At 39.3% G+C, this 14,829-nt stretch carries 9 protein-coding genes; 4 read left to right on the top strand and 5 right to left on the bottom strand.

The features are described 5' to 3' along the window. Positions 1 to 277: 277 nt before the first annotated feature. Entirely contained in the window at positions 278 to 1,027 is a 750-nt protein-coding gene (locus LQ227_RS08590; RefSeq protein WP_230142723.1) for a UDP-2,3-diacylglucosamine diphosphatase, read from the bottom strand. Positions 1,028 to 1,379: 352 nt separating this feature from the next. Between LQ227_RS08590 and LQ227_RS08595 the strand changes: the two genes are divergently transcribed. From LQ227_RS08595 to LQ227_RS08610, 4 genes are all read left to right on the top strand, one after another. Further along, complete coding sequence (locus tag LQ227_RS08595) at positions 1,380 to 3,506, top strand: prolyl oligopeptidase family protein (RefSeq protein WP_230142726.1); 2,127 nt, start codon at positions 1,380 to 1,382, stop codon at positions 3,504 to 3,506. Positions 3,507 to 3,517: 11 nt separating this feature from the next. Next, on the top strand, positions 3,518 to 4,048 hold the full coding sequence (locus LQ227_RS08600; protein ID WP_230149020.1) for a hypothetical protein: 531 nt from the start codon (positions 3,518 to 3,520) through the stop codon (positions 4,046 to 4,048). 157 nt (positions 4,049 to 4,205) lie between these two features. Beyond that, a complete protein-coding gene (locus LQ227_RS08605; protein ID WP_029274634.1) occupies positions 4,206 to 5,216 on the top strand; it encodes an NAD(P)/FAD-dependent oxidoreductase in 1,011 nt (336 codons plus the stop codon). A gap of 42 nt (positions 5,217 to 5,258) precedes the next feature. Next, positions 5,259 to 5,585 (top strand): 2Fe-2S iron-sulfur cluster-binding protein, encoded by a 327-nt coding sequence (locus LQ227_RS08610; protein ID WP_025141835.1) that lies wholly within the window; start codon positions 5,259 to 5,261, stop codon positions 5,583 to 5,585. A gap of 594 nt (positions 5,586 to 6,179) precedes the next feature. Here the strand turns inward: LQ227_RS08610 and LQ227_RS08615 are convergent. The 4 genes from LQ227_RS08615 to LQ227_RS08630 all read right to left on the bottom strand — a co-directional run bounded on the left by LQ227_RS08615 (position 6,180) and on the right by LQ227_RS08630 (position 14,711). Further along, the gene (locus tag LQ227_RS08615; protein WP_230149021.1) at positions 6,180 to 8,786 is read right to left on the bottom strand and encodes a glycoside hydrolase family 2 TIM barrel-domain containing protein; all 2,607 of its coding nucleotides are present in this window, start codon (positions 8,784 to 8,786) and stop codon (positions 6,180 to 6,182) included. 111 nt (positions 8,787 to 8,897) lie between these two features. Further along, on the bottom strand, positions 8,898 to 11,156 hold the full coding sequence (locus LQ227_RS08620) for a GH92 family glycosyl hydrolase (protein ID WP_230149022.1): 2,259 nt from the start codon (positions 11,154 to 11,156) through the stop codon (positions 8,898 to 8,900). A 306-nt stretch (positions 11,157 to 11,462) separates the two neighbouring features. Beyond that, positions 11,463 to 12,788, bottom strand: a complete 1,326-nt coding sequence (locus LQ227_RS08625; protein ID WP_230149023.1) for an alpha-L-fucosidase — start codon at positions 12,786 to 12,788, stop codon at positions 11,463 to 11,465. A 231-nt stretch (positions 12,789 to 13,019) separates the two neighbouring features. Then, positions 13,020 to 14,711, bottom strand: a complete 1,692-nt coding sequence (locus LQ227_RS08630; protein ID WP_230149024.1) for a S41 family peptidase — start codon at positions 14,709 to 14,711, stop codon at positions 13,020 to 13,022. Positions 14,712 to 14,829 lie beyond the last annotated feature (118 nt).

The raw sequence follows: 14,829 nt of genomic DNA on the forward strand, positions 1-14,829 counted from the left end.
GGTTCTGTACCTGTGGCAGCCGATAGTCCCGCTATCACTTCAAGTCCTCGCTACGCTCCGGGCTTTCCGTTTTATCGGGTTTAGGAACAAAGAATGGTGCATTTTAGGCATCATGCAACCTCAAATAGATGCGGGAATGATGTATCTAAACGGGATTAAAGTGGCAGCTCCCGATTCTTTACCGATAAATCGGCACTAAATTAACATCGGGACTATAACGAAAAGCCCGACAAACATTAAAAAAGCTACAGATACTGCTTTCCAAAAAACAAAAATATTACAGTTTTGGGTTATAGTATTCCAGTTTCAACTCCACACCATCAAAAACCCCATAAGAATTATAGTTGAGCCATTCGCCAATATTAACATAGCGGCTCCCATTACCCAAATCGATATCGAGCGGCAGGTGCCTATGTCCGAAAATAAAATAATCGAAATGTGCTTTCCGCAACTGCTCTTTGGCATAAATCGCCAGCCATTCTTTATCTTCTCCTAAAAAAACTTCTTTTTCGGTTTGTGCAGCCCTACTCCCCTGGCTCCATCCATTGGCAATACCGATCCCCAGATTTGGATGTAAACGGGCGAATAACCATTGACAAAACTTGCTTCTGAAAATCTTTCTTAAGAATTTATATTTGTTATCGCCCGGCCCTAAACCATCGCCGTGGTGCAGGTAGAATCTCTTACCACCTCTTTCAATGATCAGTTCATCGCTGATGATTTCCATGCCAATTTCCTTTGTGAAATAATCGCGCACCCACATGTCATGGTTACCTTTAAAAAAATAGATTTTTATCCCGGCATCGGCCATGGCTGCCAACTTACCCTGTAAACGGATAAAACCTTTCGGAATTACTTTAGCATACTCGAACCAGAAATCGAAAATATCGCCCATTAAAAATAGCTCGCTACAATTCGGCTCAATAAAACTCAGCCAACTTACAATACGCGCTTCACGGGCACGGCTTTCGGCATAATTTGGCGTGCCTAAATGAAAATCGGAAGCGAAGTAAATATTTTTTGACATGGATTTTCAAAGGTAAAAGAAAAAAGTGGAAAGCTTAAAGACTAAAGCCGAAAAGACTAAAGCTTAAAACGCCTTAATCTGTGAAATCCTAAAATCTGTGTAATCATCCCGTAAGGAAAAAAGCAGAAAGACCAAAGACTAAAGCAAGAACACTAAACTAAAATCACCTTAACAAATCGGTGTAATCTCTAAATCTGTGTAATCATCCCAAAGGAAAAAGCTTAAAGACTAAAGGTTAAAACGCCTTAATCTGTGAAATTACACCGAAAGGAAAAATCTGTAAAATCTCAAAATCTGTGTAATCAACCCAAAGGAAAAAAAGACATATATTAGTAAACAAATCTTATTAAAGATGAAAAAACAAATTCTATTAAGCTTATTTGCATTAAGTCTGTTTGCCTGTAACCAGGGCAAAAAACCTGCAGAAAAAATAACATTGATGAAATACCCTGAAACAAAAAAAGACAGTACAAAAGATAATTATTTCGGTACCATAATTGCCGACCCTTACCGATGGTTAGAAAACGATACTTCAGCAGAAACCAAAGCTTGGGTTGTAGCCGAAAATAAGCTTACTCAAAACTATCTCGAGCAGATTCCTTACCGTGCCGACATTAAAAAGCGTTTAACAGCATTATGGAACTATCCTAAAGAAAGTGCGCCATTTAAGGTTGGCGAATATTATTTCTTCATCAAAAATGACGGGCTTCAAAACCAAAGCATCTGGTTTATTAAAAAAGGGTTAGATGGCAAAGAAGAAGTTTTCCTCGATCCAAATAAACTTACAAAAGACGGAACGGCAGCCATTTCGATTTTGGGCTTCTCTCACGACAAAAAATACCTGGCCTATTCGGTCGCACAGGCAGGATCAGACTGGAGCAATATTTATGTAATGGAAATAGCCAGCAAAACCAAATTAGCTGATGAGCTGAAATGGACCAAATTCTCTGGCGCGGCATGGAAAGGCGATGGTTTTTACTACAGTAAATTTGATGAACCTATTAAAGGAACTGATCTTTCTGCAGCCAATAAATATCAAAAAGTATATTTCCACAAATTGGGCGATCAGCAGCAAAATGATCAATTAATTTTTGAAGACAAAACCAATCCGAACCTATATTTTGGCGCCAGTGTTACCGAAGATGAACGCTTTCTGGTGGTTTATGCCAGTGCAGGTACTTCGGGCAATGCTTTATATTATCAAGATCTAAAAGCACAGGGAAGCAAAATCGAACCTTTGATTAAGGGTTACGAAAATAACCACAGTGTTGTTGATAATATCGGTGACAAATTATTAGTAAACACCGATTTAGGAGCGGAAAACAAACAGGTAGTTCTGGTTGATCCAAAGAATACAGATCCTAAAAATTGGCAGAAAATCATCCCCGAATCTAAACTGGCACTAGAAGGTATTGGAACCGGAGGAGGATTTTTATGGGCATCGTACCTAAAAGATGCAAGTACGAATATTGTCCAGTTTGATTTGACAGGGAAGAAAATCGGGGAAGTAAAATTACCTGCAATTGGCACTGTTGATAGCTTTGGCGGCTACAAAGAAGATAAAGAATTCTTTTACAGCTTTTCTAATTTCACCACTCCAGGTACCATTTATCGTTACGACATTAACAAGAGCGAATCGATATTATATAAAAAATCAGGACTCCAATTTAACACCGATAACTACGAAACCAAACAGGTCTTTTATCCATCAAAAGATGGCACCAAGGTACCTATGTTTATTGTACATAAAAAAGGGATCAAGCTTGATGGCAACAACCCTGTTTATTTGTATGCCTACGGTGGTTTTCAGGTTAGTTTAACGCCTGGGTTCAGTCTTTCGCGTTTGTTGTTTTTAGAGCGTGGCGGCATTTACGTTCAGCCGAGCTTACGCGGCGGAAGCGAGTATGGCGAAGCCTGGCACAAAGCCGGTATGTTAGCAAAAAAACAGAACGTTTTCGACGATTTTATTGCTGCAGCCGAATACCTGGTTAAAGAGAAGTATACCAATCCATCTAAAATCGCTATTTCGGGCGGTTCCAACGGCGGCCTGTTGGTAGGTGCCTGTATGACCCAAAGACCCGATCTGTTTAAAGTGGCTTTACCTGCAGTTGGCGTGTTAGACATGCTGCGCTACCATAAATTTACCGTGGGTTGGGGTTGGGCAGTTGAATACGGAAGCAGCGACAACAAGGAAGATTTCGATTACCTGATTAAATATTCGCCGCTCCATAACCTAAAAAGCGGTGTTAATTATCCGGCAACATTAATCACCACAGCAGATCACGATGACCGCGTAGTACCTGCACATTCATTTAAATTTGCAGCAACCCTACAGGATAAATACAAGGGCGAAAACCCGGTTTTAATCAGGATCGAAACCAAAGCAGGCCATGGCGCAGGCAAACCAACAACGAAAGTGATTGAAGAAGCGGCTGATGTATGGAGCTTTGTGTTTCAGAATTTAGGAATGAGCTGGTAAAGCTATCAGCTATGATGAAAATACATAAAGAAATTAAAAATAATGAGCTGTATTTATATCAAAACGGAGCGCTTATCTATAAAAAATGGTTAGCAACAGGCGAATCAAAAGTTTTCGATTTAATGGCTTACGACAAATACACATTAGTAAGCTTTAATGAAGTAGAGTACGGAAATTCAAATTCATTAGTTTCAGTACAAGCAGAATTGGAATTACACCTAACAAATGACGGGGGAAGGAAAACGGGTATTATATCAGGATACAGGCCTAATCATGTATTCGAATATAAGCAAAGCCAAATATTACAAAGCTATATTGGTGATATTAATTTTAGTGAATGGCCTACTATAGAACCTGGAGAGAAAAAGATCGTAAAAATTAGATTTCTTGATTTTCCTTCCCTCCACCAATATTTACATGTTGGGCGGGTATGGCATATTCATGAAGGTGAACGGGTTATTGGCAAGGCTAGAATATTATCTTTTTATGATTCTGGAGATGGGGGGGCCAAATTTCCCACTAAATCCATAGACCAATTATAATTTGCTTTAAACTGCTAAAAACCCTTAACTTTTGTTTTTACCCAATGCAAAGCATATAAAATATTGAATACAACAGGATTACAAAATTATCTAGAATATTTCTAAATAGCAGGATTGATAATACTTTATTTTGTAACTTTGCGTCAAATTTTTTTTAATGATCACTACTGATATAGCCGTAATAGGCGCTGGTCCGGTTGGCTTATTCGCCATTTTTGAAGCCGGTTTATTAAAAATGCGTTGCCATTTAATTGACTACCTGCCTCAGGTTGGTGGTCAGCTGTCTGAAATTTACCCTAAAAAACCGATATACGACATCCCGGGTTATCCTTCTGTGTTGGCCCAGGAACTTATCGATAACTTAATGGAGCAGGCAAAACCTTTCCATCCAACGTTTACTTTAGGCGAGCGTATTGAAGGTTTAGAGAAACGTGGCGAAGCAGATTTCGTTTTAACAACCAATATGGGTACGGTTATCGAAGCTAAAGTTGTGGTAATTGCTGGTGGTTTAGGTTGCTTTGAGCCACGTAAACCTGCTGTAGAAAATTTAGAGAACTTCGAGAATGGCAAAGGTGTAAACTATATGATCCTTGACCCAGAGAAGTACCGCGATCAGAAAATGGTGATTGCCGGTGGTGGCGACTCTGCTTTAGACTGGACCATTTATTTAGCAGAAGTTTGTTCTGAACTAACTTTGGTGCACAGAAGCGAGAGTTTCCGTGGTGCTCCAGATTCGGTTGCTAAAGTAATGGCATTGGCAGAAAGTGGTAAAATCAATCTGATTTTAAATAGCAATCTTCAGGCAGTACAGGGAACTGACAAATTAGAACAAGTTGAAATTGTACAGAACCGTACCATGGAAAAAACTGTGGTAGAAGCCGATCACTTAATTCCTTTGTTTGGTTTGAGCCCTAAATTAGGTCCGATCGAAGATTGGAACTTAAATATCAACAAAAGTGCAATTGAGGTTAACGTTGATGATTATTCGACAAATATCCCTGGAATTTATGCTATTGGCGATATCAACACTTACACCAATAAACTAAAATTGATTCTTTGTGGTTTCCACGAGGCTGCATTAATGAGCCATAGTGCTTATTCTTACATGAACCCAGGTGTGAAATATACCATGAAATATACAACCGTAAACGGAGTTTCAGAATTTTAAGCTTTCTACTATATTTGTGAATCAATATAAGTAAGCTAAAAAATGGAAAACAATATTAATATATACATGCAAGAGCCGGATGGCTCGGTTACTGAACACGTTGCACCAACCGACATGGGTTTAAGCCTGATGGAGTTTTTAAAAGCATCAGAGTACGATATTCTAGCTACTTGTGGCGGAATGGCCTTATGTGCTACCTGCTGCGTTGATGTGTTAGAAGGCGAAGAAAAACTTAACGAAATGACAGACGATGAGTATGCCATGTTAGATACTTTGCCTGATCTGTTGCCAAATTCGCGTTTAGCCTGCCAATTGCAGTTAAACAACAATATGGACGGATTAAAAGTGAAATTACATGGCGTAAGCTAGGTTGTAAAAGATATTAAATGGAAAAAGGCTATACTTATGTATTGCCTTTTTTTGTTTTCAATAGATCCGAATTGTAAACGGCCAACCGAAGACTGCAAACTGATTTGGGCGTTACCCAATCCCGTGGAATACGGGAAGGGTCCGGGCTTTTCAGGGCTACGCTTCGCTCCGGTACCGATGAAAACCTGTGAAACAAGCAAGCATACCATGATTAAATAAAAACAGATGCTTAATCGGTACTGAACCCTTACAATCCCTAACGCGGACTCATCGCAACTTTAGACCTTTAAGGTTTTGGAGCAGCCCTTTGTTATTAAACCTGATAAAGCGAAAAGCCCGGAGCGCAGCGAGGACTTGCAGCGATAGCAGGGCTATGATCCGCCACGACAACAGAACCCAACATTTCCAAAAACGACGAAAATAAGCCTACGCTTCAGGACTAAAAATCTTTAATTTCTAACGCTGGGATTACAAATCCCGAATAACGGAATCTTGTATCAGAGACCTCGCAGGTTTTGAAACGGCGCAGCCCTCAATGAGACCATTGAAAACAATATAATTTACGAATTAAACCTACGAGGTCTAGATGGCAACTTATTGAATATTTACTTTCTGCTTTTCTACATTCCAGCCATACACTTCTACAGCTAAATTACTTTGTTTCCCTGTATATTCTACCGTTATCGTTTTACTTTCTCCAGGTAAAATACTCACGTAGTTATCGTCATAAAAAGCAGGAAGCACACGTTCGCCGGTATTGCCATTTATTAAAGCAACACGGTTAAAAAATGCCACTGGGTTTCCGTTTGCATTACTCAAAGTAACCGTTACCTTGCCGTTTTTCTGATCAACAGTTGTAACTTTTAACGGTGCCTGTTTGATGCTTTTTAAACCCGAATATTCGCCATCTTTACCTGGAAGCCAATAAATATTCTCGCTTAAAATATTTTGCTTCTGATCTAAAATCCTTAAAGAAACGAACACACCTTCTTTTTTATCCAGTTTTGCCAGGAAATCATTCAAAGGGAACAACCTTCTTACTGAAGACGGACCAACTGAGTTAAATACCTGAGAGTAGAAATAATCTTTGCCATCCATATCGTAAGCTTTCGCCTGTACCATCAGGTTGTTTTTAGTGCTAAACCCATTGTTTACGATGGTAACCATGCTATCCAAAGGATTCATCATCACATGCAAAGGTTCACTTCCTTTCCTTAAGCCATATAAACAGGCATTAGGATCAAGGTAATAATCGTACATCTGTCCACGCATGGCTGTCCAGGGGTTTTGGGTTTTCCAGATGATTGAACCGGTATACCAGTCCCACATTTTGTTCGAGAACCCCTCCATTAATGCCCTGTATTGATCGTAGTTGGCCAATTGAGCCTTCATCGCAAAATCTTCTGCACTTTTTGGCTTGCCATACGGATTAAGGTATTGCTCGTAAGAGATGTATTTATGATAATCCCATACCGAATCGGGCTTAGCTTTGTATTGAGGCGCAATCAGGTTTTCTTTTGGGATAAAACGGAGCAGGGAAGCGTAATCGCCTACCCCTACCGATCCTACTTCCGAATTGTAAGGAAATGTTCTGGTACCCCAAAAAGTTTTAATATCCTGTATACCGTAAGGGCCATCACCGTTCCCTCCAATGGAATTGAAAGACATTTCGTCGCTATTGGAGAAATCAAAAAGTTTTCTCGTTCCATCTAAGCGCGGCAGAATATCGTTCTTTAAAGGCTCCAAAATATCTTCCGGTGGTGTAATCTCATTTCCACCACACCAAAAAGCAAGTGAAGCATGGTTTCTGATCATTTTGATCTGATCTTCAATGGCTGTTAAGGTTAAATGATGATCATCAGGATAATTTCTCCTTGTCCATTGATCTTCTTTTTTCATTGGATCTACCCACCGCCCGTTACAATCGCCACTGAACCAGAAATCCTGAAAAACCAGCAAGCCATATTTATCGCAGGCATTGTAAAACTCAGGCCTTTCTAAAATTGCTCCTCCCCAAATCCTGATCAGGTTGAGGTTCATATCTTTATGATAACGCACTTCAGCATCGTAGCGGGCATCGCTAAAACGGAGCATTGCATCAGAAATAATCCAGTTACCACCCTTAATAAAAATCTTTTGCCCGTTTACCAAAGCGCCCATACTTTTGGTATGCTCGTTCCAGATATTATCTATTTGGCGAACCCCCACTTTAAGCTGTTCTTGATCCAAAACCTGATTGGCTGCTATAAATTCGATCTTCACATCATACAGGTTCTGCGGCCCGTATCCGCTTGGCCACCATAATTTAGGGTTGTCGAGCTGTAAATCCGGAAGTTTAACCGTAGTTGTCTTATTGGCTGCAATAGTAGTTGGCTGTTTAACCAATTTTCCGGCAATTTGATATTGTAAAATGCCAGAAACAGGCTTATCGGTCGGATTTTCAACTTCAACAGAAACTTTAACGGTAGCCGGATTCTGTTTCCCTTCTGGTAAACGTTTGCCTGGAACCAAGGTAATAACCTGTGGATTCAGGATATTGATGCTTTTTGTTTTCTCGATGGTCACTTTATCCCAAATACCTGTATTCCGATCACGTGTAGGCTGAATCCAATCCCAACCGGCTGTATATTGTGTGGTTAAACCTTTGGCAATGGTGCCATCACCACCCTGGCCACCGTTGGGGTTACCTGGAAAATCCGGAGGGTAAACAATTACAGCAATCCTGTTTTTCCCGTTTGAAGATAACAGTTTGGTAATGTTATATTGCGCCCTAAGGTGCATCCCAACCTGGGTTTTTGGATTAACTTTTTTTCCGTTTAAATAAATTTCGGCTTTGTAATTTATTCCCCTAAACTGCAACCAAACCTGTTCGTTACCCGCCGCGCGCTCTTCAAAATCTTTTACAAACCAATAGGTGTAATAATCGTTACCGGTTTTATACACATCAGGAATTTTCTCATTGTTCATTCCATAAAATGGATCGGGTACTTTTTTGTTGTTCAGCAAAGTCGTTAATACTGTGCCTGGTACAGTTGCAGGCATCCAACTGTTAATCGAAAAACCTGTTTTCGAAATTTCTGAACCAGTAGATTTAGCATCTTTGATATTGGTACATACCCAACCCGAATTTAGTTCATAGCGCTGTTGTGCATTTACGGTCAAAGCCGAACAGAGTAAGAGAAGTAGGAATATTTTCTTCATTATTATTAAATTATTGAATGAGTGATTTATTGAATGAGAGAATGTTTTATTTACTGAATGAGAATTTTCACTATTGGTATAGTAAGCATTCAATCATTTTCAATTTAATCATTACTTAGTTGAAACTGGTCTGTCTTCTTGTTTTACACCCCAGGTTGCTGATGGTTTATTGCCCATATAAATTTGCATATTTCCGCCCGCTGTTATGGTTTTATGCAGGATAAATGATTTAGTATAAGCTTTGCCATTCAGCACAATTTTCTGAATGTACTTATTCTCTGCACTATTACCCACAACCTTTATATTGAATTTCTTATTCCCATGCAGCGAAATGATTGCATCGTTAATTAATGGCGTTCCGAAAACGTAAGCCCCGTTTGCCGGATTAACAGGATAGAAACCCATTGCCGAGAAGACATACCAGGCGCTCATTTGGCCTACATCTTCGTTACCACACAAACCATCAGGTTTTGAAGAATAAAAATCTTTGTCGATTTTACGGATCAGATCGGCAGTTTTCCATGGCTGACCTGCGTAAGTATATAAATAAGGGATGTGGTGGTTGGGTTCATTTCCCTGTGCATAATTACCGATCAACCCACTAATATCCGGCGAACCGTTGGTTCCCAAATCTAAGGGTAAGGTAAATAGTGAGTCGAGTTTATTGATAAAAGCTTTATCCCCTCCAAAAAGATTGATCAGCCCTTCTACGTCTTGTGGTACCAGCCAGGTGTATTGCCAGGCATTCCCTTCTACATAGTCATCTTCACGGTGTTTGGATGAAAAGGGATCGAATGGGCTTCTCCAGTTTCCATCGGCAAGTTTACCACGCATAAACTGAACGCTCGGATCGAAATATAAACTATACAGTTTCGTTCTTTTGCTAAAGTAAGTATAATCTGCTGTTTTATTCAGTGCCTTAGCCATTTGTGCAATGCAATAATCATCAATAGCATACTCCAAGGCCTTACCCACTGATTCGTTTATTTTATCGGCAGGAATGTATTTAAGCTCTTGAATGTATTCGATGCCATCTGTTTTTTGCATAGCCGATTGTTTTATCGCTTCGTATGCCAGATTTACATCAAAACCCCGGTATCCTTTTAAATAAGCATCAACAATAACCGGAACAGCATGGTAGCCCACCATGGTATTGGTTTCACTGCCCATTAAATGCCAAACGGGTAGTTTACCCTGTTGTTTATAGATGGCCAACATGGTATTTACCACATCGTTTACTTTATCCTGGTGCAGAATGGTGTACAATGGATTAGCTGCACGGTAAGTATCCCACAGTGAAAAGGTAGTGAGGTTATTGAAACTGGCCTTTTTGTATACCTTTTTATCTGTACCGAGGTAATCTTTGTTTACATCGTTAAAAAGTGACGGGGCCACCATGGTATGGTACAAAGCAGTATAAAATATCTTTTTGGTCGTATTTGAAGCCTCAATTTTTACCTTGGCAAGTTCTTTTTCCCACTTCGCATCACTGTTTTTAACTGTAGCGGTAAAATCCCATCCTGGCAATTCTGTTTTTAAGTTTAAAATGGCATTTTCAATGCTTACCGGAGATAAAGCAACTTTAATCTGTAGTTTATCATGATTAATGCCATTAAAGTTTACCGCTGCTTTTAGTTTTTTGCCAGATAATGCCAGGCCGCTTTTAACGGCTGTGCTATCGTATAATGCAATACTTTTAATCGGTTGTGAAAGTTTGATTACAAAATACAAACGTTGATCGTTGGCCCAACCTTTCGAATTACGATGCCCTACAATAGTGGTCGCATCGAGCTGTTTAAATGATGCAGATACAGGTGCATCCCAGCCTATACCTTCTATCAAATCGATAATGACATGTGGGTTTTCAGCACCTTTTTTAAAAGTATATTGGTGAAAACCAACTCTTTCGGTTGCTGTTAGTTCGGCTTTAATCTGGTATTTATCAAGTAATACACTGTAATAACCAGCTTTGGCTATTTCATTTTGATGCGAAAATTTAGACAGGTAGCCGTTCTGGTCTTCGGCTGTTTTACCTTTCTCAAGCAATAATTTACCTGTTGCAGGCATGATCGAAATATCGCCCAGATCGCCGATTCCGGTACCACTTAAATGCGTATGTGCAAAACCGGTAATGGTATTACTAACGTAATTATACCCACTGCACCAATCCCAGCCTTCAAAAATGTTGTTCGGCCCGAGCTGAACTGCACCAAAAGGAACATTTGCGCCTACAAAAACGTGACCGTGTTTTGCTGATCCGATTAATGGATCTACATACCGGGTAAGTTTGGTGTTCTGCTGCGCAGCTGCATTAAGAGAGAATAGAGAGGCCGTTAGAAATAGAATAGACGAGGTTTTCTTGAACTGCATGTGTGCTTATAATTTCTTACATTAGAATTTAAAGCCTAAAAGTAAAACGTTTTACGTTTATTCTCTCATAAAGAGGAAAGAATTACATCAAAAGCATTGGATTTTGTCGATTATTGGGAGATAACAGGCTTTTGAACGCGAGAGATCGTCATTGCGAGAAGGCTTTTTCAGCTGACGAAGCAATCTTACAACTATCGCTAATAGCGAACGCATTAAGATTGCTTCGTACCTCGCAATGACGATTCTTTTATTGAAATCAAAAGATCCTTCACTGCGTTCAGGATGACAGCATATATAAACGTCCTGTTACCCAATCTCCAAAACAATTACCCGATCCGGTTCTGCACTATTTAAAGTTGCAGTAATGTTTAATGTTGATTTTTTAAAGGTATAGTTTACCGGACTTTTATCTTTCAATAAATATGCTTTTTTTATTTTCTTTAGCGGAACGTTTTCTAAGTTAAGTGTAGTGGTTTTTCCGTCAACCAGGTGGATATAAACTTTTTTGTCGCTTTGCGTAATGCTTCCCCAGGCCTGTGGTTTTATAAATCCGGCTTTAGTACCGTAAATGCTTTCGCCATATACTTTAAGCCAATCGCCCAAACCGACTAATCGGTCTTGAAACTCTGGTTGAATTTTACCACTCGGCATTGGCCCGATGTTCAGTAAAAGATTAGAACCTAAACTTGCTGCTTTAACCAACATATGCACCAGTTCTTTATTCGTTTTGTAATAGGTATCACTCAGGTTATATCCCCACGAATTTGAAATGGTTTCGCAGGTTTCGAGCGGTAGTTTATCTGATGCCTTTTGAAAACTTAAACCTGATTTATTCTCACCTGGAAGATCGCGTTCGAACATTTGAAAATCTTCTCCGGCAAAGGGTGTAAGGTGGTGATTGTTACCAATCATGCACTGTGGCTGAAGTTTGTGGATTAAACCATAAATTTCATTGTATTTCCAATCAATCCTTGATGTCCTGTCTTTTGATCCTTCTGGTTCAGTCTGATCCCAATGCCCGTCGAACCAGATTCCGCCAATTTCACCATAATTGGTCAACAACTCTGTTAATTGGTTTTTCATGAACTGCAAATAACTTGCATAATCGCCTTTACCAGTCCTACCTGAGTTCTGTCCGGTACGGCCGGTTTCGTGCGGATAGTCTTCTCTTCGCCAATCTAACAGCGAATAATACAGGTATAGTTTTATGCCTTGCTTATGGCACTCATCTGCCATCATTTTTACAATATCTTTTTTGTAGGGCGTATTCATGATATTGAAATCAGAATATTTTGTATCCCACATGCTAAAACCATCATGGTGCCTGGTAATCAGTGTAATATATTTCATTCCGGCATTCTTCGCCATGCTCACCCATTGTTCGGCATTAAACTCAACAGGATTAAAAAAATCTTTAAGGTTGGTATAATTATGAACATTCAACTTTCGTTCGTTCATTACCCATTCGCCGCTCCCTGGTATACTAAAAGGCCCCCAGTGGATAAATAAGCCAAAACGGGCATCGTTAAACCATTTACGGCTTTCGATATTTGATGGAGATGGGCTGTAAGTTTGGGCGGAAACATTGAATGCTACAAAGCCAAAGAAACACAAAAGCAGTATTTTTTTCATGCGAATATTTTCGATTTGATTAGAATTTGAAATTAATCATTTATTCACGTTAATCAACCATTAAGCTAATAGGGCTTAAGCTTTTTCCATTAAAACTTAAGATTCCACATTAAAAACCAAATTTAGGCGCAGTTGTGTTAAGTTAAGTAAAACAAAAAGTATATAAACAGCTATTTTGCTTTCTAACCTGGCAAGGTTGAAAAACTTACTATTTATTTTATAGTCAACCTATTAATCAACAACAGCAAGCGCTTTAACTGGCTTACCTATTACTTTGTAATTTCCATCGCCTTTTAAAATGGCCAGGATCTGCGATTGGTTCGTAAAAAGATTTTTTGCTGCAGCCAATTCTTTATCGTACTGGAAGCTCTGCTCAATTCTTCCTTTTTCATAAAAATATCGGCTTACGATCTGTGTTTCTAAAACTCTTTTTATTTCTGCTTTATGGCTAACCAGATCAGTTTTTTTAGAAGAGGTAAGTTTATATTTAAGATTCTCCAGATCGGTTTTTACCTCAGCAGATTTATTTTCCTTTTCGGCTTCTAAACGTAAATCGGAAAGCAACCTTTCGGTACGGCTTAGGTAGGTTAAATCTTTATCGGCCAAACTGCCAGAAAACGCAGCATAGTCCGCATCAGATAACTGGAAAGTTTTGGCCGAGGCCAAACTTGGTTTTTCTTTCCTGTATTGATTTGCGTAGTTAAAGAAAAGGTTTTTATTAAGCATTGAAATGGTAATCGGGCTGAGCTTTATGGCATCTACCACAATATCGGGATAAACACCATTACCACTGTACACGTTTCTTCCCGCTTTGGTTTGGTACATCACCATGGTCGAATCGGCAAAACGTTCTGCAACACCATCTGCATTTTTGTGTGCATAATCTAATTTTTGGATGCACCTGCCTGATGGTGTATAATATTTTGCCACAGTTACTTTAACCAAGCTGTTATAGGGCAGGTTAAAGGTTTGCTGAACCAAGCCTTTGCCATAACTACGTTGACCAATTACAATGGCACGATCCAAATCCTGTAAAGAACCCGCAACAATCTCTGAGGCTGAGGCCGAATTTCCATTTACAAGCACTACTAACGGAACCGAGGTAGAAACCGGGGTTAAAAGTGTTTTATAGGCAATGGTTTTCTCTACATTTTTGCCTTTTTGGGTCACAACAAGCTGATCTTTATTCACAAAGAGGTTCACAATTTTAACCGCTTCCTGCAAAATACCCCCGCCGTTGTTTCTCAAATCTAAAACCACACCTTTTGGGTTTTCTTTTTGAATTGCCAACAGGGCATCTTTAACTTCCTGTCCGGAATTTTCAAGAAATTTATCGAGTTTGATGTAACCGATGCCATCGCCAACCATTCCTGAGTAAGAAACGTTAGGCTGTTTTATTTCATCACGGACAAGTTTTTTAGTGATTTCTTTTCCCTCTCTGATCACCAACAAATCAACGGCTGTGCCTTTAGGGCCACGCAATAATTGGCTAACTTCTGAGCGGTCTTTTCCTTTTATAGCAGTTCCATTGATGCTCAGCACCTGATCGCCGGCTTTAATATCACCTTTATTTGCAGGATAACCTTCGCTCACTTCATTGATAAACAGTTTGCCATCAATAAAAACAGTACTTGCACCAATACCACCATATTGAGTGCTCACATATTTCAATTTGTAATCTTCAATCTCCGATTCTGGAACATATTCGGTATAAGGATCTAAACTATCTAACATGGCATCAATCCCCGTTTTCATCAATTGGGGGGCATTGGTGTCATCAACATAATTGATATTGATTTCTTTATAGAGCGAAGCAAAAATATCCAGATTTTTAGATACTAGGAATAAATCTTCTTTAAATGAAAAAGACAAAACAGCCAAGCCAAAGGCCGCTGCTAAAAGACCATATTTTAGTTTCTTCATTCCCTTATATATTTTAATTCCGAAGGGCAAGTTAAATGAAATACCGCTCTTTTTGGAAGATTATTATTGATTAAGTACAAACGTAAATGTACAAAAACCGATAAATATTAAAAACAGC

The organism is Pedobacter sp. Bi27, assembly GCF_918698255.1.
Classification (GTDB): Bacteria; Bacteroidota; Bacteroidia; order Sphingobacteriales; family Sphingobacteriaceae; genus Pedobacter.